The 22,231-nt window shown below is 70.2% G+C and carries 22 protein-coding genes; 15 read left to right on the top strand and 7 right to left on the bottom strand.

Translation table 11 applies throughout. The annotated features are described in order from the left end of the window. Positions 1-307: 307 nt before the first annotated feature. Genes HNQ52_RS01655 through folE2 form a run of 5 tightly spaced genes read left to right on the top strand, consistent with a single transcriptional unit; the run spans position 308 to position 4,863 of the window. Positions 308-1,663 (top strand): TRZ/ATZ family hydrolase, encoded by a 1,356-nt coding sequence (locus HNQ52_RS01655; RefSeq protein WP_183959141.1) that lies wholly within the window; start codon positions 308-310, stop codon positions 1,661-1,663. Continuing rightward, positions 1,660-2,355 (top strand): bifunctional 2-polyprenyl-6-hydroxyphenol methylase/3-demethylubiquinol 3-O-methyltransferase UbiG, encoded by a 696-nt coding sequence (gene ubiG / locus HNQ52_RS01650; RefSeq protein WP_183959138.1) that lies wholly within the window; start codon positions 1,660-1,662, stop codon positions 2,353-2,355. The genes HNQ52_RS01655 and ubiG overlap by 4 nt, the downstream gene beginning before the upstream one ends. Next, positions 2,352-3,023, top strand: coding sequence for a phosphoglycolate phosphatase (gene gph / locus HNQ52_RS01645; RefSeq protein ID WP_343059154.1), 672 nt, complete (start codon positions 2,352-2,354; stop codon positions 3,021-3,023). The genes ubiG and gph overlap by 4 nt, the downstream gene beginning before the upstream one ends. Next, on the top strand, positions 3,020-3,844 hold the full coding sequence (locus tag HNQ52_RS01640) for a hypothetical protein (protein ID WP_183959136.1): 825 nt from the start codon (positions 3,020-3,022) through the stop codon (positions 3,842-3,844). Before gph ends, HNQ52_RS01640 begins: the two co-directional genes overlap by 4 nt. A 56-nt stretch (positions 3,845-3,900) precedes the next feature. Then, positions 3,901-4,863: a GTP cyclohydrolase FolE2 gene (gene folE2 / locus HNQ52_RS01635; RefSeq protein ID WP_183959134.1), complete on the top strand. Its 963-nt coding sequence runs from the start codon at positions 3,901-3,903 to the stop codon at positions 4,861-4,863. 163 nt (positions 4,864-5,026) lie between these two features. Here folE2 and HNQ52_RS01630 read toward each other — a convergent pair whose 3' ends face one another. The 4 genes from HNQ52_RS01630 to HNQ52_RS01615 are packed head-to-tail and all read right to left on the bottom strand — an operon-like array spanning position 5,027 to position 9,510. Beyond that, positions 5,027-5,584 (bottom strand): Slp family lipoprotein, encoded by a 558-nt coding sequence (locus HNQ52_RS01630; RefSeq protein ID WP_183959132.1) that lies wholly within the window; start codon positions 5,582-5,584, stop codon positions 5,027-5,029. A 20-nt stretch (positions 5,585-5,604) separates the two neighbouring features. Further along, positions 5,605-7,578 (bottom strand): transglutaminaseTgpA domain-containing protein, encoded by a 1,974-nt coding sequence (locus HNQ52_RS01625; RefSeq protein WP_183959130.1) that lies wholly within the window; start codon positions 7,576-7,578, stop codon positions 5,605-5,607. Next, complete coding sequence (locus tag HNQ52_RS01620; RefSeq protein ID WP_183959128.1) at positions 7,575-8,552, bottom strand: DUF58 domain-containing protein; 978 nt, start codon at positions 8,550-8,552, stop codon at positions 7,575-7,577. Before HNQ52_RS01620 ends, HNQ52_RS01625 begins: the two co-directional genes overlap by 4 nt. Positions 8,553-8,556: 4 nt before the next feature. Further along, entirely contained in the window at positions 8,557-9,510 is a 954-nt protein-coding gene (locus tag HNQ52_RS01615) for an AAA family ATPase (protein WP_183959126.1), read from the bottom strand. A gap of 65 nt (positions 9,511-9,575) precedes the next feature. On the opposite strand from HNQ52_RS01615, the gene HNQ52_RS01610 reads away from it, so the two are divergent. Then, a complete protein-coding gene (locus HNQ52_RS01610; RefSeq protein WP_183959124.1) occupies positions 9,576-11,393 on the top strand; it encodes a glycosyltransferase family 39 protein in 1,818 nt (605 codons plus the stop codon). Between the two features lie 11 nt (positions 11,394-11,404). On the opposite strand, the gene HNQ52_RS01605 is transcribed toward HNQ52_RS01610, so the two are convergent. Continuing rightward, positions 11,405-11,983 carry a Maf family nucleotide pyrophosphatase gene (locus HNQ52_RS01605; protein WP_183959122.1) on the bottom strand — a complete coding sequence of 193 codons (579 nt, stop codon included), beginning with the start codon at positions 11,981-11,983 and terminating at the stop codon, positions 11,405-11,407. After that, a complete protein-coding gene (locus HNQ52_RS01600) occupies positions 11,980-12,468 on the bottom strand; it encodes a hypothetical protein (protein ID WP_183959120.1) in 489 nt (162 codons plus the stop codon). Before HNQ52_RS01600 ends, HNQ52_RS01605 begins: the two co-directional genes overlap by 4 nt. Positions 12,469-12,700: 232 nt before the next feature. Here HNQ52_RS01600 and HNQ52_RS01595 point away from each other — a divergent pair, with 232 nt between their 5' ends. From HNQ52_RS01595 to secF, 8 genes are all read left to right on the top strand, one after another. Continuing rightward, on the top strand, positions 12,701-13,147 hold the full coding sequence (locus HNQ52_RS01595) for a YceD family protein (RefSeq protein WP_246387463.1): 447 nt from the start codon (positions 12,701-12,703) through the stop codon (positions 13,145-13,147). Positions 13,148-13,207: 60 nt separating this feature from the next. Next, complete coding sequence (gene rpmF, locus HNQ52_RS01590) at positions 13,208-13,402, top strand: 50S ribosomal protein L32 (protein WP_183959116.1); 195 nt, start codon at positions 13,208-13,210, stop codon at positions 13,400-13,402. A 148-nt stretch (positions 13,403-13,550) separates the two neighbouring features. Further along, positions 13,551-14,528 (top strand): beta-ketoacyl-ACP synthase III, encoded by a 978-nt coding sequence (locus HNQ52_RS01585; RefSeq protein WP_183959114.1) that lies wholly within the window; start codon positions 13,551-13,553, stop codon positions 14,526-14,528. A gap of 73 nt (positions 14,529-14,601) precedes the next feature. Then, a complete protein-coding gene (queA, locus tag HNQ52_RS01580; protein WP_183959112.1) occupies positions 14,602-15,639 on the top strand; it encodes a tRNA preQ1(34) S-adenosylmethionine ribosyltransferase-isomerase QueA in 1,038 nt (345 codons plus the stop codon). A 123-nt stretch (positions 15,640-15,762) separates the two neighbouring features. Continuing rightward, positions 15,763-16,902 (top strand): tRNA guanosine(34) transglycosylase Tgt, encoded by a 1,140-nt coding sequence (tgt, locus tag HNQ52_RS01575; RefSeq protein WP_183959110.1) that lies wholly within the window; start codon positions 15,763-15,765, stop codon positions 16,900-16,902. Between the two features lie 192 nt (positions 16,903-17,094). Continuing rightward, entirely contained in the window at positions 17,095-17,424 is a 330-nt protein-coding gene (gene yajC, locus HNQ52_RS01570; protein ID WP_183959933.1) for a preprotein translocase subunit YajC, read from the top strand. Between the two features lie 61 nt (positions 17,425-17,485). Further along, positions 17,486-19,339 carry a protein translocase subunit SecD gene (gene secD, locus HNQ52_RS01565; protein WP_183959108.1) on the top strand — a complete coding sequence of 618 codons (1,854 nt, stop codon included), beginning with the start codon at positions 17,486-17,488 and terminating at the stop codon, positions 19,337-19,339. A gap of 10 nt (positions 19,340-19,349) precedes the next feature. Further along, positions 19,350-20,288 (top strand): protein translocase subunit SecF, encoded by a 939-nt coding sequence (gene secF / locus HNQ52_RS01560; protein ID WP_183959106.1) that lies wholly within the window; start codon positions 19,350-19,352, stop codon positions 20,286-20,288. Between the two features lie 92 nt (positions 20,289-20,380). Here the strand turns inward: secF and HNQ52_RS01555 are convergent, their stop codons facing one another. Beyond that, complete coding sequence (locus tag HNQ52_RS01555; RefSeq protein ID WP_183959103.1) at positions 20,381-21,187, bottom strand: inositol monophosphatase family protein; 807 nt, start codon at positions 21,185-21,187, stop codon at positions 20,381-20,383. Positions 21,188-21,319: 132 nt separating this feature from the next. Between HNQ52_RS01555 and HNQ52_RS01550 the strand changes: the two genes are divergently transcribed. Continuing rightward, positions 21,320-22,126 (top strand): RNA methyltransferase, encoded by an 807-nt coding sequence (locus HNQ52_RS01550; RefSeq protein ID WP_425486441.1) that lies wholly within the window; start codon positions 21,320-21,322, stop codon positions 22,124-22,126. The last annotated feature ends 105 nt before the right edge of the window (positions 22,127-22,231 follow it).

Genomic DNA, 22,231 nt, shown 5'->3' with positions numbered 1-22,231 from the left:
GCTCCAACGCTCGTCATTCCTGCGAATGCAGGGATCCAGCTCTCCGCGTTCGCCGCGTCATCGCGAAAACGCCGCGATCGGCCGTACTGCGGGCGACCGCAACCTCCCCCTCCGTCGTCCCGGCGGAAGCCGGGACCCAGCGACGTCGCCCTTCCCGTCGAAGCAGGCAGCGGCAACACCGAGCAACGTCACCGGGTCCCGGCTTCCACCGGGACGACGGTTGGGTAGTGCGCCGCATCCGGGCCCGTCGCATCGTCACGGCCCCGACCCTACAATCCGTGATCGCCGCACGCGGAGCCTCGCCCGAATGACCTCATCCCCGACGCCCCCGCAACCCTGCGACCTGCTCATCGAAGCCGGCTGGGTGATTCCGGTCGAACCGCACGGCGTCGTGCTGGAGCGGCACGCGGTTGCCGTCGCCTCGGGCAATATCGTCGCGCTTTTGCCCATCGCCGACGCGCGGGCCGCGTATGCACCGCGCGAGCGCGTCGAGCTGCCGCACAGCGCCGTGCTGCCGGGCCTCGTCAACGTGCACACGCACAACCCGATGACGCTGATGCGTGGCGTCGCCGACGACCTCGACCTCATGACCTGGCTGCGCGACCACATCTGGCCGGCCGAGGCCGCGGTGATGAGTGCCGCCTTCTGCGCCGACGGCGCCGAATACGCCGTGGCCGAGATGCTGCGCGGCGGCACCACCTGCTGCAACGAGAACTACTTCTTCCCCGACGCCATCGCGGCGACCTATAAACGCCACGGCTTCCGCGCCCGCGTCGGTCTGCCGGTGATCGATTTTCCGAGCGCGTGGGCGAGCTCCAGCGCCGAATATTTCGATAAGGCCGAGGATGTCCACGACCAATACCGCCGCGACCCGCTGATCTCCACCAGCTTCGCGCCGCACGCGCCGTACACCGTCAGCGACGCCAACTTCGAACGCATCCGCATGCTGTCCGACCAGCTCGACATCCCGGTGCACCTGCACGTGCACGAGACCGCGCAGGAAGTGGCCGATTCGATCGCGCAGCACGGCCAGCGGCCGTTCGCGCGGCTGCAGCGCCTGGGCATCGTCAATTCGTCGCTGCTCGCGGTGCACATGACCCAGCTCGTCGACGCCGAGATTGCCGCCTGCGCCGAACACGGCGTGTCGGTGGCGCATTGCCCGGAATCGAACCTCAAGCTGGCGTCCGGCTTCTGTCCGGCCGAGGCGCTGCGCCGCACGGGCGTGAACCTCGCGCTCGGCACGGACGGCTGCGCCAGCAACAACGACCTCGACATGTTCGGCGAAATGAAGACGGCCGCGCTGCTGGCGAAGGCGGTCGCAGGCGACGCCGCCGCGATGGACGCCGCGTCCGCGCTGCGCATGGCCACGCTCGGCAGCGCGAAGGCGATGGCGCTCGATCACCGCATCGGCTCGATCGAGCCCGGCAAGGCCGCCGACCTGATCTCGGTGCGACTGGACAGCATCGAAGCCCAGCCGTTCTACGACGTGATCGCGCAGCTGGTGTACGCCGGCGCGCGGTCCCAGGTGCGCGAGGTGTGGATCGACGGCGTGCGCAAGCTGCGCGACGGCGAACTCGTCGACATGGACACGCAACGCCTGATCGCCAACGCCCGCCAGTGGCGCGACCGCATCGCCGCCGCGCAACGTGGAGCACGCGCGTGAGCAACGCCAGCGCCGCCGAACTCGAGAAGTTCAACCGCCTCGCCGCGCGCTGGTGGGATCCGGACGGCGAATCGCGCCCGCTGCACGATCTCAATCCCGAGCGCCTGGCCTACGTGCGCGAACGCGTCACGCTGCGCGGCGCGCGTGCGCTCGACGTCGGTTGCGGCGGCGGCCTGCTGTCCGAGGCGCTGGCGCGCGAAGGCGCCAACGTCACCGCGATTGATCTCGCGCCGCAGGTGATCGACGTCGCGAAGATGCATCTGTTCGAATCGGAGCTGCAGGTCGACTACCGTCTGATCGGTGTCGAGGAGCTCGCGCAGCAGCACGCCGGCGAATTCGACGTGGTCACCTGCATGGAAATGCTCGAGCACGTGCCGGACCCGGGCTCGGTGCTGCGCGCCTGCGCCACGCTGCTCAAGCCCGGCGGCCGGCTGTTCGTGTCCACGCTCAACCGCACGCCGCAGGCCTTCGGCCTGGCCATCGTCGGCGCCGAATACGCGCTGCGACTGCTGCCGCGCGGCACGCACCGTTACGGTCAGTTCATCCGGCCGTCGGAGCTCGCGGCCTGGTTGCGCGGCGCCGGCCTCGAACTCGACGACGTCTGCGGCCTGCACTACAACCCGTTCACGCGTCGCGCTTCGCGCGGCGGCGGCACCGGCGTCAACTACCTCGCAAGCGCGCGCAAGCCGTGAGTGGCGGCATCGCCCGCGCCGTGCTGTTCGACCTCGACGGCACGCTCGTCGATTCGCTCGGCGACCTGCACGCCGCGGTGCAGCGCGTGGCGGACGATCTGGGTCGCGCGCCGGTGCCGGTGGATGTGGTGCGCCCCGCGGTCTCCCGCGGTGGTCGCGGCATGCTCGCGGCGGCCTTTCCGGATCTCGACGACGCGCGGCGCGAGACGCTGCTGCAGCCGTTCCTCGACCACTACGCCGCGTCGATCGCGGCACGCAGCGCGCCGTTCGACGGCATGCTGCAGGTGCTCGATCGCATCGAGGGCAGCGGCGCGCGCTGGGGCATCGTGACCAACAAGGCCGAGGCGCTGGCCCGCAAGCTCGTCGATGCGCTCGGCCTGCTGCCGCGCTGCGCCGTGCTGATCGGCGGCGACACGCTGGCGCAGCGCAAACCGCACCCGCTGCAGTTGCAGGTCGCCTGCGAACGCCTCGGTCTCGCCTGCGGCGACGCGGTCTACATCGGCGACGACCGGCGCGATGCCGACGCGGCCGCCGCCGCCGGCATGCGCGCCGTCGCCGCCGCGTGGGGCTATCGCGATGCCGACGACGATATCCATGCCTGGGGCGCAGACGTGGTGCTCGCTTCGCCGCACGACCTGCTCGCGCCGGGCGCGATGCGCGCGCGGTGATCGCGTCCGCGGCAACGATGCTGACGCCGCAGGCGCGCAGCTTCGTCGACAAATGGCTGGTGCAGGAACCGGAAATGGAGTTCGCGCTGCTGTTCGTGCCGGCGCCCGCGCGTGCGCTCGCGGCGTGCTGGGGCGCGCTGCAGAACGAGCTGTTCGACGCGATGTCCCAGCCGCGCGATGCCGGCGTGGCGCAGGTGAAGCTGGCGTGGTGGGGTGAGGCACTTGCGCGCGGCGCCGGCGACGCTGCGGCGCACCCGCTGGTCCGGGCCCTGTTCGGGCACGCGGCGGTCGGCCGCGTGCCGGCCGACGATTGGCGCACGCTGGTACACGCGGCGCTGCAGCTCGGCACTCACGACGCGACGCCGGTGGACGTGCCCGACGCGCTGCGCGTGCGGACGGCCTACGCCGAAGCGATCGTGGACCTGGACGCGCAGCTCTTCGCCGCCACGCCGTCGAACGGCGCCGCCGCCGCGGTGTCGGTGGGGCTGCTGTTGCGTCAGCTGCGCGCGGCGCTGCGCGGTCGGGCCGCGCGCGTGCCGGTCGTGCCGCTGCAGCTGCTCGCGCGCCACGGCCGGCGCGCGGCGGCGTTCGACGCGCGGCCGCTCGACGCCGCCGGCGCATCGCTGCTGGCCGACTTCGCGCGCGCGCTCGAGACCTCGTTGCCGCATGGGGTCGGCGGCAGCGCCATGCTGCGCTGTCGCGGCCGATTCGACGGCCGCCTCCTGCGGGCCATCGCGGCCCGCCCTGCCGCCGAGAGCGCGGAGCTGTCGCGCTGGAACGCGCTGTGGACCGCGTGGCGCGCCGCGCGTGGCGGCGGTTGAATGCACTGCCGTCGGGCCCCACCTGCCATGTCTCCACGCACCGCGGTCGTCCTGCCTTGACCCAGTCCCCGCCATTTGCGCCACCGTCCGCCGCACTCGCCGACGTGGTATCCGATTCGCGCTCCCTGCATGCCGGCGCGCTGCACTGGGTGGGCATGCATGCGATCGAACTTCCGCTGCGCATCGATGCCGGCGGCGAGCCGTTCCGGGTGCCGGGCAAGGTGTCGGCGTACGTGGACCTTGCCGACGCCGGCGCGCGCGGCATCCACATGTCGCGGCTGTATCGCGCCTGCGACGACATCCTCGGCTCCGAGGCGGTGTCGCACGCCAGCCTGGAGCGCCTGCTGGACGCGTTCCTGCAGTCGCACGCCGGGCTCTCGACGCGCGCCCGCCTGCGGCTGCAGTTCGAACTGCCGCTGCGCCGGCCGTCGCTGCTCAGCGGACTGCACGGCTGGCGTCAGTATCCGGTGCGGATCGACGCGCAGCGCGACGGCGATGCCACGCGGATCGAGGCCGAGGTGCAGGTGTTGTACTCGAGCACGTGCCCCGGGTCGGCGGCGCTGGCGCGCCAGCTTGTGCAGCAGCGCCACGCGCGCGATTTCGGCATGCGCGACGAGGCCGCGGCGAACGCGGAGATTGCCGCATGGCTCGGTGCGCAGGACGCGCTCTGCGCCACGCCGCATGCGCAGCGCTCGCTCGCCACGGTGCGGGTGCGCTGGACGCCCGAGGCGCGCGCGGTGCCGCTGGTGGCGCTCGTCGACACGGTGGAGGCCGCGCTGATGACGCCCGTGCAGGCGGCAGTCAAGCGCATCGACGAACAGGAATTCGCGCGCCTCAACGGCGAAAATCCGATGTACTGCGAGGACGCCGCGCGCCGGATCCGCGCGGCGCTGGAGGCCGAGACGTCGGTGGCGGACTACTGGATTCGCGCCGCGCACCTGGAGAGCCTGCATCCGCACGACGCCGTGGCGGTGGCCGTGCGCGGCGTGGCGGGCGGGTTCGTCGCGGACATCGAGTGATCCCGGTCCGCGTCGAGTAATCCGGCCCGGCGCGATGTGTTCCCGGTCGACGTTGTGCGCGCGCTCGTGGCCGACGGCGAGTACGGATCGTCCCCCATCTGTGATCGCGCGCCGCGATCCGCGCTTCACCAAGCGATAAGCGCGATGCGACCGGCTCAGAGCCTCACGGCTTGGACGGCGCCTCCGCCGGCTGCCGGTACGGCACACGCACCGGACGGTAGTAGCCGCCCCAGAAGTACGGCCGGTACATCGGCCAGAACGAGACCGGATAGGGGTCGTAGCGGTATTCGGTGCGTTCCGGCCACAGGTAGATCACGTCGGCGGCCACGCGCGGATAGCGGTATTCGTAGTCGCCGATCGGCCGCAGTTCGTAGCCTTCGATGCGGCCGGTGACCGTGACGTCGCGTTCGGAGGTGAAGATGGCGGGGTCGTAGAATCCTGCGCGGCAGGCGAGGAAGCGGCCGTTGCTTTCGTCCGCGACGCGGGTGGGCCGCGCGGTGTCGCCGAGGTCGCGACCGAGGATCTCGAAGCAGGTGGCGCGCTCGTCCGGGGTCACCGACACGATGCGTCCACCCCAGCGCACCGCGTCTCCGGTGGCCTGCGCCTCGCTGGCCTGCAGCGGCACCAGCGGCGCGAACTCGCCGCGCAGCGGCCTGGGCGCAGTCGCGCAGCCTGCCAGCACGGCCGCGACGCAGAGCAGGACGGGTGTCTTGACGGTCATCGCAGCAATCTCCGAAGGGTTCAGCCGGAAGGGCGGACGCGGAAGCGGCGCAGGTCGTCGCACAAGGCCCGGTCGGCGGCCGCGTCCTCAGGAACGCGAGCGTAACGCCGCCGGACGTAACGCCGACTGAGCGAACGAATGGTGTCGGCGCTGTGCGGCAGCGCCATTGCGGCGCGCTCGGCGTGGGTCTGCGCCGGTTCGTGTGCGAGTTTGGGAACGCCGGCCCGGCCGAGGCGGGCGACGAAGCGCGCATGGGCGTCGCGCAGCGGATCGCGCGGCCCGCGCGGCGTGCGCAGCAGCAGCACGAAGGTCAGCGCCATGATTGCCGCCACCGCCACGCCCAGCACGGCGCCCAGTTGCGGCCAGTCCGCCGCATCCAGGCCGAACGGCTGCAGCAGGCTGCGCTGACGTGCGGCATTGAAGCCGAGCACCAGATCGTTCCAGCCGCGCCGCACGAAGTCGTAGGCATCGAACAGCGGCTTGCCGAGGCGACCGAGCAGGCTGTCGGGCTGGTCGTAGCCGCTGTCGCCGCGCTCGATCCGTTCGGGCGCCACCGCGCTGGTGGGATCGATCCGCACCCAGCCCCGTCCCTCGAGCCAGACTTCGGTCCAGGCGTGGGCATCGGACTGGCGCACCACGATGTAGTCGCCGAAATCGTTGGCGTAGCCGCCCTGGTAGCCGGTCACCACGCGGGCCGGCACGCCGGCCATGCGCATCATCACCGCGAACGACGACGCGAAGTGTTCGCAATAGCCCGTTTTCGTGTCGAACAGGAATTCGTCGACGCTGTGGCGCCCGAGCAGGGGCGAGATCAGGTTGTAGGTGAACTCGCGGTTGAACCATTGCAGCGAGCGTTCGATCAGCGCTTCGGGCGCGGGGTCGGTCGCGCGCCATTCGTCGATCAGCGCACGCGTGCGCGGGTTGAAGTTGGCCGGCAGTTCCAGGGCCTGGTCGCGGTAGATCCGGCGCAGATCGGGTTCGAAGCGGTAACGCAGCGCCGACTGCATGCGGAAGCGCGTCACGTCCGTAAGCCTGCGTTGCGACAGCACCGAGCGGTCGGGCCCGACGCGCGCACCGTCGGGCACCACCAGCGGCAGATCCAGGCCGATCATGTAGCGGCGGTCGGTCGGTTCCTGCGTGACCTCGTACGCCAGCAGGTCCTCCGTGGTTTCGACCACCACCGGGTCGAGATACGACTCGCCGTCCCAGCGCCGCCAGGTGCGGCCGTCGAAACGGCCGAGCACCGGGCCGCGCCAGTAGAGCGCGTTCGGCGTCGGCATCGGGCCGTCGAAGGCCACGCGCAGCACCGGACTGTCGTCGATGAAGAGATTGGCGATGTCGCCCGGCGCCATTTCGTTGCTCAGGCCGGTGCGCGCCTCGGCGACGTTTTCCGGCACGCCCCACATCGGCGACCCCAGGCGCGGGAACAGAAAGAACGCGACCGCGGCCAGCGGCAGCGACAGGGCGAGTAGTGTTGCAGTGGCGATCAGCCGCGGTCGCAGCGCGACCGACGCATTGCGCGGCCCGCCGGGCAGGTCGACATCGGCAATACGCGCCAGCGCCGAGAGCACGAGCACCGTGGCCACCAGTGCCAGCAGCAGGGTCTGCGGGCCCTGATCGTGCAGGAAGCCGGCCATGATCGCGAACAGCGCAAAGCTCAACACGCTGCGTGCGTCGCGCACGCTGCGGGTTTCGAGCAGCTTGAGCGCGAGCATGGTGGCGAGCAGCGCGGCGCCGGTGTCGCGGCCGAAGCGGAAGTTGTAGGCAAACAGCGTGAGCGCCGCGAGCCCGAGCGTGAGCGGCAGGCGCACCCACGCGTTGAGGCGGCGCTGCAGCCAGCCGTAGCCGATGCCGAGGCCCGCGACGGCCAGCAGGGCGCCGGTGAGCCAGGCCGGGAGGGCGGGCAGCACCGGCAGCAGCGCCGCGACCACGGCTGCGGCGCACCACAGGAAGCTGGTGCGGTCGAGCTCGTTCCTGGTGACGGCGTTCTTCACGGCATCAGTGCCAGTGCGCGCAGGCAGGCGTGCGTGTGCGCCGGCCCGCTGCCGGGCCCGATGCGCGCGCCGGGGAGCACGAGCGTGGAACGCGTGGCGTGACGATCGGCATCGAGAATCCAGCGCGCCAGCCGGCGCAGCCGGGTTTCGCTGTCGATCCCGGCCAGCTGATGCCAGTCGAGCACCACGTCGGCGCCGGCCGGCGTTTCGTATTCGCGCACCATCGTGCGTTGCGCGCGTGCGCTGCGTTTCCACGCGATCAGACGCAGCGGGTCCCCCAGACGGTAGTCGCGCAGGCTGTGCGGCTCCTCGTCCATGCCGCGCCGACGGCGCGGCTGGCCGCGTTCGCCGCTGCCCGGCAACGGCGGCGCAGCCGCTTCCGGCGCGGGGTACACCAACGTCTCGACATCCGGGTGCAGCCAGCTCCACACCACGAACAGACCCAGCGGATGGCGCGTGGCGAGCTTGATGCGGCCCACCGGCTGCAGGCCGCGCCTGGGCGCGGGGCGCGGCAGGCGCACCTCGGTCCGCTGCCCGGGTTCGACCGCGAACGCGACGCGCACGCCGCCCTGTTCCAGCACGAGGCCGAGCCTGCGGCGCGCCTGCGCCGCATCGAACAGCAGCCGCAGCTCCTGGGTTCCACCCGCATGCACCGGTTCCGCGCCGACCGCCTCCAGGCGCAGTCCACGCAGGCCCAGGTAGCCGCGCAGCAGACTGGTGTGCACCGCCGAGAGCAGCAGGAAACACAGGATCAGCGCGGGATTGTTGTTGTAGTTGAGCGCGCCGATCGTCATCGCGCCCATCAGCAGGCCGAAGAAGATGCCGTAGCCTGTCGGCAGCACGTAGATGCGGCGCCGCGTGAGTTCGATCGGCAGGGCCTCGACGCGCTTGTGCCGCGTCAGCGCCGGCAGCCGCCGCTCGGCCGTGCGCAGCGCGCGTTCCTGCCACGCGAGCACGCCGGCCGGCAGACGCATCGGTTCAGTCCACCGCCACGGCGTGCAGCACGGTCCGCGCAAGCGTATTGCGGTCGCTGATCTCGCCCTGCGGCACGAGACGGTGCGCCGCCACTTCCTCGAACAGCGCCTGCACGTCCTCGGGCAGCGCGTGATCGCGCCCGCGCAGCAGCGCCAGCGCACGGGCCACGTGCAGCAGCGCAAGGCCGGCGCGCGGCGAGAGGCCCACGCGCACCTGCGGGTGGCGGCGGCTCTCCGCAAGCAGCGCCTGCACGTAGGCCACGAGCGCGTCGCTGGTGTGGACGTGGGTCGCCGCATCGCGCAGCTTCAGCACATCGTCGGCGCCGAGCAGCGGCATGCTGTGCGCGATGAGATCGCGCCGGTCGGCGCCGAGCAGCATCTCGTGTTCGGATTTCGCGTCCGGATAGCCCAGGCTCAGGCGCAGCAGGAAACGGTCGAGCTGCGAGTCGGGCAGCGGGAAGGTCCCGGCCAGATCCACCGGATTCTGCGTGGCGATGACGAAGAACGGGTTCGGCAACGTGTGGCAGATGCCGTCGATGGTGACCTGGTGCTCGGCCATCGCTTCGAGCAGCGCCGATTGCGTGCGTGGCGGCGCGCGGTTGATTTCGTCGGCCAGCAGCAGCTGGGTGAACACCGGTCCCGGATGGAAGCGGAAGGCGTGGCTGTCCTGTTCGTAGATCGAGACGCCGAGGATGTCCGAGGGCAGCAGATCGGCGGTGAACTGCATGCGCTGGAAGCTCATGCCCAGGGTCGCGGCGAGCGCGCGCGCGAGCGTGGTCTTGCCCAGACCCGGCAGGTCTTCGAGCAGCAGGTGCCCGCCGGCCAGCACGCAGGCGAAGGCCAGATCGATTTCGCGCGGTTTGCCGAGCACGAGGCCGTTGACCTGCGCGATGGCGCGATCGAGCGAGTCGCGCTGCGCTTGCGTTAGGATCGCGGCGTTCGTCTCTGGCGTATCCATCGGACCTCGGCGGTGTGCGTGTCTGTATCGAAGTGTAGCCGCGTTGCGCGGGCGGAAGCGCCGGGGTGCTGACAGCCCGTCGCGCATTCTGGTTCCTCTGGGCGCTGCTGCTGGGTCTCAAGCTGTGGATCGCCGCGCGCCTGCCGCTGTTCGGCGACGAGGCGTGGTACTGGCTCGAAAGCGAGCATCCGGCGTGGGCCTATTCCGATCTCCCGGCGCTGACCGCGGGGCTGATCCGGCTCGGCACGACCGTCGGCGGGGACACGCCGCTCGGCGTGCGCTGGCCATTTCTTGCGATCGGGATGCTGGTGCCGTGGCTGCTGGTCCGGTTTGCTGCAGGCCGGTTCGGTCCCGGGATCGGCTGGCGTGCGGGCCTGCTCGCCCTGTTGTTGCCGCTGCTCGGCGGCCTGGGCTTCCTCGCGCTGCCGGACACCCCGCTCACGCTCGCCGCGCTGTTGTGCCTGATGGGCGCGGCGTCGCTGCGCGAGCGTGTGGCGCTGCCGGCGCTGGCCTTGCTCGCGCTGGGTCTTGTCGTCGGTGCGCTGTCGCACTACCGCTTCGTGTTGCTGCTGCTCGCGGGTCTGCTCGGGCTGCTTGTCGATGCGCCCGGGCGCTCGTTGCTGCGCGATGCGCGCGTGTGGGCCGTGCTCGCGCTCGGCGCGTTGGCCTGGTGGCCGCTGCTGCACTGGAATCTTGCGCATGCGAATGCGGGATTCGCGTTCCAGTTGCATGACCGGCATCCGTGGACCTTGCATGCGGGCGGCTTCGGGTTCGTGGTCGGGCAGCTCGTGATTGTCGGACCGCTGCTGCTTGCCGCGTTTGCCGCGGCATTCGCGCTCGCCTGGCGTCGCTGGCGGGCAGGCGCGGACGGGCCGTGGGCGCTCGTCGTCGCCACAGCGGGCGTGCCGGTGCTGGTCTACTTCGCACTGGCCTTCGTCGCAGACCGCGAACGGGTCAGTTTCCACTGGCTGCTGCAGGCATGGCTGCCGCTGCTGGCGGTCGCGCCGATGGCCATTGCGCGCTGGCGGCGCGGATGGCGCATCGCCGTCCACGCGAGCACGGCGATGCTTCTGGCCGGCACGTTCGCCTACGCGACGGTGGCCGCGACGCCGGCCTGGCGCGCGCAGTTCGCCGACAGCCGCTGGTACCCGGACAACTTCGCCGGTTGGGATGCGGTGGCGGCGCATGTGCGCGCGGTCGACGCACCGCTGCTGGCCGACAATTTCATGCTCGGCGCGCAGCTCGCGTTTGCGTCTCGCACGCCCGGCATCGCGATCCTCGACCACCCGCTCAACCACAAGCACGGCCGCGCCGCGCAGCTCGCACTGTGGAATGCGACGCCGGAGACCGCCGCGCTGCGCGCACAGGCCTGGACCTACGTGCTCGAAGACAGCGCGCTGCCGTTGCCGCAACGGCTCGCGCACTACCACGCCCGCTGCGAATTGCTGGGATCGCTGTCGATGCCGTCGGCACTCAGTGTCGACCACGGTCGCAAGCGCTTTCTCCGCTTCGATCTTGCGGCCGGCGCGCGCACCGGCGCGTGCGTCACCCCCGCGCTCGCGTGGATCGACGCGCCGGCCGCCGGCGCCACCGTGCCGCGCACGTTCGACCTGCACGGCTGGGCCTTCAAGGACGGCGTCGGCATTGCCCACGTCGAGGTGCTGCTCGATGGCACCGCGGTGTCGCAGGGCCGCTACGGCGTTCCGATGCCGCACGTGGCCGCGTACTGGGACATCTCCACCGACCCGTCGCAGCCCGCTGTCGGTTTTCTCGCGCAGGTGCAGAATGCCGCGCCGGGCGAGCACTGGCTCGCGCTGCGGCTGCACGGGCGCGACGGCAGCGTCGAGGATGGGCCGGCGCAGCGCGTGACGGTCGCGGACTGAGCGCGGGCGGGTCAGGGCAGGGCGTAGCCGCAGCCGCGCAGCGCATCGGCAAGCGCGATCAGCGGCAGGCCGATCAGGGCGGTCGGATCCACCGTTTCGATGCGTTCGAACAACGCTGCACCGAGACCTTCGCACTTGAAGCTGCCGGCGCAGTCGTACGGCTGCTCGGCGTGCAGATAGCGCACGATTTCGTCGTCGCGCAGCACGCGGAACACGACCCGCGTCACGTCGACGAAGGCCTGTTCGGTGCCACGCGCACCGTCGACCACGCAGACTGCGGTGTGGAACAGCACGCTGCGCCCCGCGCAGTCGTGCAGCTGCCGCCGCGCGGCCTCGAAGCCGCCCGGCTTGCCGAGCGCGCGGCCGTCCAGATCGGCGACCTGGTCCGAACCGATCACCACCGCATCCGGCCGCCTGCGTGCCACCGCCCGCGCCTTCTCGCGCGCGAGCCGGGACGCGAGCGCCGCGGGGCGTTCGTCCGGCAGTGCGGTTTCGTCCACGTCCGGGGCCACGGCCTCGAAGCGCAACCCGAAGCGCTCCAGCAGGGCGCGTCGATAGAGCGACGTCGACGCCAGCACCAGCGGGCTCACGAGCCGCCGTCCTCCCGCGCGCGCTTGAGCGCGGCCGGTTCGCGTGCGGCCTGGTCGATGGATGCCTGGGTCACGTCGATGAGCTCTGCACCGGCGTTCTCCAGCCGGTCGAGCCGCTCGGAAATGGTGGCGTAGGCCCGATCCAGCGCTGCACAGGCGCGGTCGAGCTCGCGCTGGCTCGCCTGCAGGCCGTGCCTGGAGATCCAGAGCCGGTGTTCGAGCACGTCGCGCAGCCCCTGCTGCACCTGCGGCTGCGCGTCGAGCGAGGCGTGGGCCACCGCGGCGATGTCGGACGGCACGCGTTGCACCACGGTGCGCATCGCGCTCATGCGGTCGCGCGTGGTGTGGAGCAGGGCTTCGAGCGCATCGGCGCGGTCGAGGAGATAACGCAGGCTGCGTTCGCGCCGCCGGCTGCGCAGGCCGAGCACGGCGGCGACCAGCGCGACGAGGCCGACGGCGGTGACTGCGATGTAGAATGCGATCACGGGCGAAACTGCCGTGCGGCCGGGCGAGCCAGTCTGCACGAAGCGTCGCGCCGCCGGCAAATCGCGCCGCCCGCGGCAACGGGCAGCCCACGCACGACGCCGCAAAATTGACACAAACGCCCGCGCGGCTTATCCTTTCCGGCTTATGTCCGGTGCCTTGCCCGAGCTGGTGGATGCGTGGCGCATGGTGACGGCGGGGCGCATCTTTGCCGGGCGCCTTCCGCTCGCCACGATGACCCGCCTGACCGACAGCCTGGCCGACAGCGAGGGCGAGGTGCAGTACGAGCTGCACTTCGGGCGCGACGATCTTGGCATCGGTGTTGTCCACATGCGCGTGCAGACCCGTCTGCCGCTGGTGTGCCAGCGCAGCCTGGAGCGGTTCGAGTTTCCGGTCGCGATCGATCAGCGCCTCGGCCTGATCGCGAGCGAACGCGACGAGGCCGGGTTGCCGGAAGGGTACGAGCCCGTGCTGCTGGACCAGTCGGCCGAGGTCAACCTCGCCGAACTGATCGAGGACGAGCTCATCCTGGCATTGCCGGTGGTGCCGCTGAAGGATGGCATGGACGACGTGCCGCCGCAGACCTGGTCCACCGGCGGGCCGGACGAAGAACCACAGGAGTCGGGCGCGGCGAGCAATCCGTTCGCAGCGCTCGCCTCGATGAAGCAGGACCGGTCCTGACACGCGTCGGGCCGCACATCAACACGCGTCAGCGCACAGATTCAAGCAGAGGAAATTCCGATGGCCGTTCAGAAAAGCCGTGTCTCCCCGTCCAAGCGCGGCATGCGCCGTTCGCACGACGCCCTGGTGCCCAAGCAGCTCGCGACCGACCCGACCACGGGCGAGACGCATCTGCGCCACCACGTCACCAAGGACGGTTACTACCGCGGCAAGAAGGTGATCGACGTCAAGTCCGACGTTCCGGCCGAGGATTGATCCCTCGCCCGGCGGCGTTCGCGCTGTCGGGCGGCAGGGCAGGGACGCCGCGGCATCGCACGTCGGCGTCCGGCACCGGTCCGCGGTGACCGCGACCGGGTTCGAGAAGACCGCGGCCTTCGTCGCGGCACAGTCTGAAGGAGTGGGGATGGCGGCGCAGGTGTTCTCCCGGATCGCCGGCACCGGCAGTTACCTGCCGGACAACATCGTCACGAACGCGGACCTCGAACAGCGCGTCGACACCACCGACGAGTGGATCCGCGAGCGCACCGGCATCCGTCAGCGCCACATCGCGCTGCCGGGCCAGACCACCGGCGACCTCGCCTACGAAGCCGCATTGCGCGCGCTCGAAGCCGCAGGGGTCGCCGCCAGCGAGATCGATCTGCTCGTCGTCGGCACCACCACGCCCGACGTCATCTTCCCGTCCACCGCGTGCCTGCTGCAGAACAGGCTCGGCGCCAACGGCTGCCCGGCGTTCGACGTCAACGCCGCGTGCACCGGCTTCGTCTACGCACTCGGCGTGGCGGACAACTTCATCCGCGCAGGCGCGGCGAAGACCGCGCTTGTGGTCGGTGCGGAAACGCTGTCGCGCATGATCGACTGGACCGATCGCGGCACCTGCGTGCTGTTCGGCGACGGCGCCGGCGCCGTGGTGCTGAAGGCCTCGGACGAGGCCGGCGTGCTGTCCACGCACCTGCATGCCGATGGCGCCTACGAGCGCATGCTGCACAACCCGGTCGGCGTCTCGCGCGGCTTCACCGACGAGCCCAACCACGGCGTGCGCGTGAAGATGATCGGCAACGAAGTCTTCAAGGTCGCGGTCAAGACGCTCGACGCGGTGGTGGAGGAAACGCTCGCCGCCAACCACATCGAAAAATCCGACCTCGATTGGCTGATCCCGCACCAGGCCAACCTGCGCATCATCACCGCCACGGCCAAGCGCCTGGACATGCCGATGGATCGCGTCATCGTCACGGTGGACCGCCACGGCAACACCTCGGCCGCCTCGGTGCCGATGGCGCTGGACGAAGCCGTGCGCTCGGGCAAGGTCAAGCGTGGCGAGCTGCTGCTGCTCGAAGCCTTCGGCGGCGGTTTCACGTGGGGTTCGGCGCTGATCCGCTATTGAGCGCCGCGGCGGGTTTGGCGGCAATGCCGTCACCGCCGATAATGCGATCCGCTCACCGCCGCGCCCGTCTCCGTTGAAAAAGTCCGACTTCAATTACGCGCTCCCGCCCGAGCTCATCGCGCAGGAACCGCTGCCGGAGCGCTCCGCCAGTCGCCTGCTGGTGCTGCCGCCCGCACCGGAACCGTTCGGCGACCGCAGCATCCGCGACCTGCCGGATCTGCTCGCACCGGGCGACCTGCTGGTCTTCAACGACACCCGCGTCCTGCCCGCGCGCCTGTTCGGCACCAAGGACACCGGCGGCCGCGTCGAACTGCTGATCGAGCGGCTGCTCGGCACGCACGAGGCGCGCGCGCAGATCGGTGCGAGCAAATCGCCCAAGCCCGGCTCGCGCATCGATCTGGACGACGGCACACCGGTCACCGTGCTCGGACGCGACGGCGAGTTCTACCTGCTGCGTTTCGGCGGCAGCGAGTCGGTCGAGAAACTGCTGCTGCGCGCCGGCCGCCTGCCGCTGCCGCCGTACATCCGGCGCGAGCCGGGCCGCGACGACGCCGAGCGCTACCAGACCGTGTTCGCGCGCGAGCTCGGTGCCGTCGCCGCGCCCACGGCGGGCCTGCATTTCGACGATGCGCTGCTTGCCGCGCTGCGCGACCGCGGCGTCGAATTCGGCACGGTCACGCTGCATGTCGGCGCCGGTACCTTCCAGGCGATGCGGGCCGAGCGCCTGGACGAACATGTGATGCACAGCGAGTGGCTCAACGTCGGTGCGCGCCTGTGCGAGCAGATCGCCGCCACGCGCAGTCGCGGCGGCCGCGTGATCGCGGTGGGGACCACGGTGGTGCGTGCGCTCGAATCGAGCCTGCGCGACGGCATCGTGCAGCCGTTCGCCGGCGAAACGCGGCTGTTCATCTTTCCCGGCCGCCGCGTGCGCTCGGTCGACGCGATGGTGACGAACTTCCACCTGCCCGAATCGACCCTGTTGATGCTGGTCTGCGCATTCGCCGGGCACGAGCGCACGCTCGCGGCGTACGCGCATGCGGTGCGGCAGCGGTACCGCTTCTTCAGTTACGGCGATGCGATGCTGGTGTTTCCGGAGGGTCGGGATTCGTGATTCGGGATTCGTGATTCGCAAGAGCCCGCGGCACTCCCCGGTTTTTCGTTTCCTCGTCCTCTTCTCGCGCATGCCGGCCTTTTCGAATCACAAATCCCGAATCACGAATCCCGGCTCTCCGCCATGTCCCGACTTGCCTTCGAACTCCTGGCCACCAACGGTTCCGCGCGCCGCGGCCGACTGACGTTCCCGCGCGGCACGGTGCAGACGCCGGCCTTCATGCCCGTCGGCACCTACGGCTCGGTGAAGGCGATGACGCCGGTGGACCTGCGCGACATCGGCGCGCAGATGATCCTCGGCAACACCTTCCACCTGTACCTGCGTCCCGGACTCGACGTGATCGAGGCGCACGGCGGGTTGCACGGCTTCGCGCGCTGGGACGGCCCGATCCTCACCGACTCGGGCGGGTTCCAGGTGTTCTCGCTCGCGCACCGGCGCAGGATCACCGAGCAGGGCGTCACCTTCGCCTCGCCGGTGGACGGCAGCAAGATCTTCCTCGGTCCCGAGGAAAGCATGCGCATCCAGCGCGTGCTCGACTCGGATGTGGTGATGATCTTCGACGAGTGCACGCCGTACGAAGTGAACGGCGTGCCCACCAGCGAGAAACGCGCCCGGGAATCGATGGAACTGTCGCTGCGCTGGGCCGAACGCAGCAAGCGCGCACACGAAGGAAACGACGCGGCGCTGTTCGGCATCGTGCAGGGCCACGTGCACGCGCAGCTGCGCACGCGCTCGGCGCAGGCGCTGGTCGAGATCGGATTCGACGGCTACGCGGTCGGCGGCCTTGCCGTCGGCGAACCCGAGCACGAACGCAACGCCACGCTCGATCACACCTGTCCGCAGTTGCCGGCCGATCGGCCGCGTTACCTCATGGGCGTCGGCCGGCCGCAGGACATCGTGGAGGCGGTGCGGCGCGGCATCGACATGTTCGACTGCGTGATGCCCACACGCAACGCGCGCAACGGCCACTACTTCACCCGCTTCGGCGTGCTGCGCATCCGCAACGCGAAATTCGAGCGCGACACGCGGCCGATCGACCCGCAGTGCGCCTGTTACGCGTGTACGTCCGGCTTCAGCCGCTCGTACCTGCGCCATCTGGACAAGTGCAACGAGATGCTCGGGCCGATCCTTGGCACGATCCACAACCTGCACTATTACCAGGAGCTGATGCGCGGCCTGCGTGCGGCGATCGAAGCAGGGCGCCTCGACGACTTCGTGGGCGAGTTCTATCGCCGGCAGGCACTCGGCGAATCGGAGAACTGACCCGCTGCCGGGAACCTTCCCCGTGCATCGGCGGTCCGCGTCGCCGGCGCCGATGCGGCACGCCGATCTGCGCCACCACCCTTGTGTTCCCCGCGGCGCGGCCGCATGCACCCCGACACGCTGCATGGCATAATCCCCGGCTCTTTGCCGGCCTTCCCCGCCGCAACCCGTCTTCCGCAGAGCGAGCTCACCATGGATTTCCTGATTTCTCCCGCCTTCGCCCAGGCCGCAGGCGCACCCGCCGCGTCGCCGTGGTCGCCGCTGATCATGATGCTGGTCTTCGTGGCGGTGTTTTTCCTGTTCGTGATCCGCCCGCAGATGAAGCGTGCCAAGGAACACCGCGCCCTCGTGTCGGCCATCGCGAAAGGCGACGAAGTGGTCACCAACGCGGGCATCCTCGGCCGCGTCGACGAGGTCGGCGAGACGTTCCTCGGCATCGAGATCGCCACCGGCGTGGTCATCAAAGTCCAGAAAAACGCCGTTGCCGCGGTGCTGCCCAAGGGCACGCTGAAGTCGGCCTGAGGGCCGGATCCCTTCTCCGCCGGCGCCTCACGCGGGCGTCGGCCCAACGCGGTATCGACGCATGCTTGAGTTCGCTCGCTGGAAATATGTCCTGGCGGCGCTGATCTTCGTGATCGGCGCGTTGTATTCGCTGCCCAACATCTACACGCAGGACACCGCGGTGCAGGTCACGGCCAACCGCACCGGTAGCGTGGACACCGCGCTGCGCGAGCGCGTGGTCGGTGCGCTGGACGCCGCCGCCATCGCGTACAAGTCGGTGGAAATCGAGGGCGAAACGCTGCTGGTGCGCCTGGCCGACCCCAATGCGCAGATCCACGCCTCCGACGTGGTGCGCGACCTGCTCGGCAGCGACTACGTGGTGGCGCTGAACCTCGCGTCCACCGTGCCGGCGTGGCTGGAGACGATCGGCGCCAAGCCGATGCTGCTGGGTCTGGACCTGCAGGGTGGCGTGCACTTCCTCATGGAGGTGGACGAGGCCGCGGCGATCGAGAAGCGCGAGCTCGGCTACGTCAACGACATCCAGGGCCTGCTGCGCGAGAACAAGATCGCCTACACGATGGTCGAGCGCGCCAACGGCGGCATCGCCGTGCGCCTGCGCGATGCGGCCGACCGCAATGCCGCCGCGGCGCTGATCGGTCGCGAGATTCCGGCGGTCGACATCGTCGACAGTGCGGACGGCAGCAGTCTCGCGGTCACGCTCAAGCAGACCGAGATCAGGACCATCCTCGACAACGCGCTCGAGCAGAACATCACCACGCTGCGCAACCGCATCAACGCCATCGGCGTGGCCGAGCCCATCGTGCAGCGCCAGGGCGCGAGCCGCATCGTCGTGCAGCTGCCGGGCGTGCAGGACACGGCGCAGGCGATCAAGGTGCTCGGTGCCACCGCCACGCTCGAATACCGCGCACAGGCGGACGGCAATGCCGAGGAAGCGGCCCGAACCGGCCGCGTGCCGCCGGACGCGCGCCTGTACTACGAGCGCGGCACGCGCCGACCGATCCTGCTGTCCAAGCGCATCATCGCCTCGGGCGACCAGCTCGACGACGCACGCTCCGGCATGGACCAGCAGGGCGGCGGCCCCAAGGTCGACATCAAGCTCAACCCGGCGGCCGGAAAGCGTATGCTGGACTTCACCACCGACAACGTCGGCCGCTTCATGGGCGTGGTGTACATCGAGCGCATTCCGGAAACGAAGATCGTCGACGGCAAGGAAGTACGTACCGCGCGCGTGACCGAGGAAGTGATCAGCTACGCGCGCGTCAACGGCGTGTTCGGCCGTTCGTTCCAGACCACCGGGCTCGGGACCGCGCGCGAGGCGTCCGAGCTTGCGCTGCTGCTGCGTTCGGGGTCGCTGGCCGCGCCGGTGGACATCGTCGAACAGCGCGTCATCGGCCCGAGCCTCGGCGCGGAAAACATCGAGCGCGGCTGGAAGGCGGTGACGTATTCGTTCGTGTTCGTGCTGATCTTCTTCGTGGCCTATTACCGGGTGTTCGGCATCGTCACCAACGTGGCGCTGCTGCTCAACATGCTGCTAGTGGTGGCGCTGATGTCGCTGTTCGGCGCCACGCTCACCTTGCCCGGCCTTGCCGGCATCGCGCTGACCGTCGGCCTGTCGGTGGACGCCAACGTGCTCATCAACGAACGTATCCGCGAGGAGCTGCGCGCGGGCACCAGTCCGCTGCAGGCCATCGCCAACGGTTACGACAAGGCCGCAGGCACGATCTGGGACGCGAACGTCACCGCGCTGATCGCGGGCGTGGCGCTGTTCGCGTTCGGCACCGGGCCGGTGAAGGGGTTCGCGGTGTCGCTGATCGCCGGCATCATCACCTCGATGTACACCGCGGTGTCGGTGTCGCGCGGCGTTGCCACACTGATTTACGGCCGCCGGCGCAAGCTGGCGCGCGTCTCGATCTGAGGACCCGGCTGTGCATCTGATTCCCTACGACACCAGGATCGACTTCCTGCGCCTGCGCAACGTCGCCATCGGCATCGCCGCGGCGATGCTGATCGCCTCGATCGCGCTGCTGGCCACGCGCGGCCTGAACTTCGCGCTGGACTTCACCGGCGGCACCATGGCCGAGCTGCAGTTCGACAAGCCCGTCGACATGGACGGCGTGCGCGACAAGCTGGAGGCCGCCGGCTACGAAAACGCCGTGGTGCAGGCGTTCGGCTCCGAAAGCGACATCGTCGTGCGCCTGCAGCCGCAGCCCGGGCAGGCGAACGCCGCGCAGACCGGCAGCGCCGTGCTCGCCGCGGTGCAGACGCCGGACAATCCCGGCCGCGTGATCGCGAGCGACTTCGTCAGCGCGCAGGTGGGCAAGGAGCTTGCCCAGAACGGCGTGCTGGCGATCGTGTTCGTCACCTTCGGCTTCATCATCTACATCTCGATGCGCTTCGAGTGGAAGTTCGCGGTCGCGGCCATCATCACGACGATCTTCGACGTGATCTGCACCATCGGCCTGTTTTCGCTGACGCAGCACCAGTTCGACCTGTCGGTGATGGCCGGCGTGATGTCGGTGATGGGGTACTCGATCAACGACACCATCGTCGTGTTCGACCGCGTGCGCGAGAACTTCCGCAGCGCGCACAAGGTGGGCCCGGGCGAGATCCTCAACCGCTCCGTCAACCAGACGCTGTCGCGCACGATCATCACGTCCGTGGTGGCGCTGCTGACGGTGCTGGCACTGTACTTCTACGGCGGCGATTCGCTCGAAGGCATGGCCGAGTCGCAGATCTTCGGCATCGTGCTCGGCACGGTTTCGTCGATCTTCGTGGCGTGCCCGCTGCTGCATCTGCTCGGCGTCACCAAGCAGGACCTGATGCCGAAGATCCGCGACGAGAGCGAGCTCGCGCGGCGGCCCTGAGATCGGTTGGTACACATGCCTGGCGGCGCAGGTCGCCGGGGTGCCGCGGGCGCGGGGTTGGCCCCGGCCGCGGCCGGGGCGCGGCATGCCGCTCAGCGCAGGGTAAACGCCGCCGCGTAGCCGCTGGCCACGATGGCCTTCTGCAGCGCGTCGCAGACCTTCATGTTGCCGGCGACGATCTGGCCGTTGTTGAAGCTGTTGCCGCCGCCGCCGAAATCGGTGCAGCGACCGCCGGCTTCGCGCACCAGCAGCACGCCGGCGGCGATGTCCCACGGTTTCACGCCCGCTTCGAAGTAGGCGTCGGCGCGGCCGCACGCGACGTAGGCCAGATCCAGCGCGGCCGATCCGGTGCGGCGGATGTCCTCGGCGTCGCCGAGGACCGAGCGCAGCGCGTCGAGTTGGGGCGCCACGCGCGCACGTTCGCGCGGCGGGAAGCCGGTGATGATCATCGCGCCGCCGAGGTCGTTGCGCGTGCCCACGCGCAGGCGGCGGTCGTTGAGGAAGGCGCCCGCGCCGCGGCTGGCGCTGAAGATCTCGTTGCGCAGGGGGTCGTAGATCACCGCGTGCAGCGGTTCGCCGTTGTCGAGCAGGCCGATGGACACGCACCAGTGCGGAAAGCCGCGCAGGTAGTTGCTGGTGCCGTCGAGCGGGTCGATGACGAAGGTGAAGCGCGCCTTGCCGACCGCGCCGCCTTCCTCGCCCAGGAAGGCGTGGTCGGGAAATGCGCGGCGCAGCTCGCGTATGATTTCGGTTTCCGCCTGCGAATCGACTTCGCTGGCGTAGTCCTGCCGGCCCTTTTCCACCACGTTGAGGGTGTCCAGGCGGGCCATGTTGCGCATGATGACGTTGCCGGCCGCGCGCGCGGCCTTGACCATGATGTTGACCGCGGGCTTTTGCATGCGCAGGCTCGGAATTCGTCGATGGGAGAAAGAGCGCGCGTGGCGTCTTGCGCCGCGCGGTCGACAAGTCTAGCAAACTGCAGCGCATGGCCGGCGCGATCGGCGGCGGCCTGCGTCGGAGGCGATTCACAGATGATGCATTCAACCGCGACGCCCGACCTGCGCCTGGTGCTGGTGGAGCCTTCGCATCCGGGCAACATCGGGGCCGCTGCGCGGGCCATGCGCACGATGGGCCTGCGGCAGCTGGTGCTGGTCAACCCGCACGCGTTTCCGCACGCCGAGGCGAGCGCGATGGCCGCCGGGGCCGACGACGTGCTCGCCGCCGCCCGCGTCTGCGCACGCCTGGACGAGGCCATCGGCGACTGCCGCTTCGTGCTCGGCTGCAGCGCACGTCGCCGCCACGTGCCGCTGACCGAGCACAGCCCGCGCGAGGCGGCTTCGGCACTGTGGACCCACGCCACCCACGGCCCAGCGGCGCTGCTCTTCGGGCGCGAGCGCACCGGCCTCACCAACGACGAGCTCATGCACTGCAACGGCTCGGTGTTCATTCCGTCCGATCCGGAATTCAGTTCGCTCAACCTGGCCGCCTCGGTGCAGGTGCTCAGCTACGAGCTGCGCCTGCGGCAGCTCGGCGCGCCGGTGCAGGCGGGGCCGGCGACGGCGCCCGAACGCGACGAGCCGCCGGCCACGCATGCGCAGATGGAGGGCCTGTTCGGCCATTTCGACCAGACCCTGCACGACATCGACTTCCACAAGGGCAGGGCGCCGGACACCGTGATGCAGCGCCTGCGCCGCCTGCTGCTGCGCGCCGAGCCCGACCAGCGCGAGGTCCGCGTGCTGCGCGGCATCCTCAGCGACGCGCAGCGCATGGCGCGGCTCGCGCGCGCGGCCGGTGCGGTGGCCACGCCCAACCCCGGTCCCGCCGATCCGGCCGATTGACGCCGGGTGGCCGGGCAGGCGGCCGGCCCGCTATCGGGCGTCGCACGGATACGTTAACCTCGCATCGCATGCTGGTCGGGTCCAGCGTCCTCGTTGAACCAGGGG

This window comes from Chiayiivirga flava, from assembly GCF_014202825.1.
GTDB lineage: Bacteria > Pseudomonadota > Gammaproteobacteria > Xanthomonadales > Xanthomonadaceae > Chiayiivirga > Chiayiivirga flava.
This window is presented reverse-complemented; position numbering and strand designations above follow the sequence as displayed.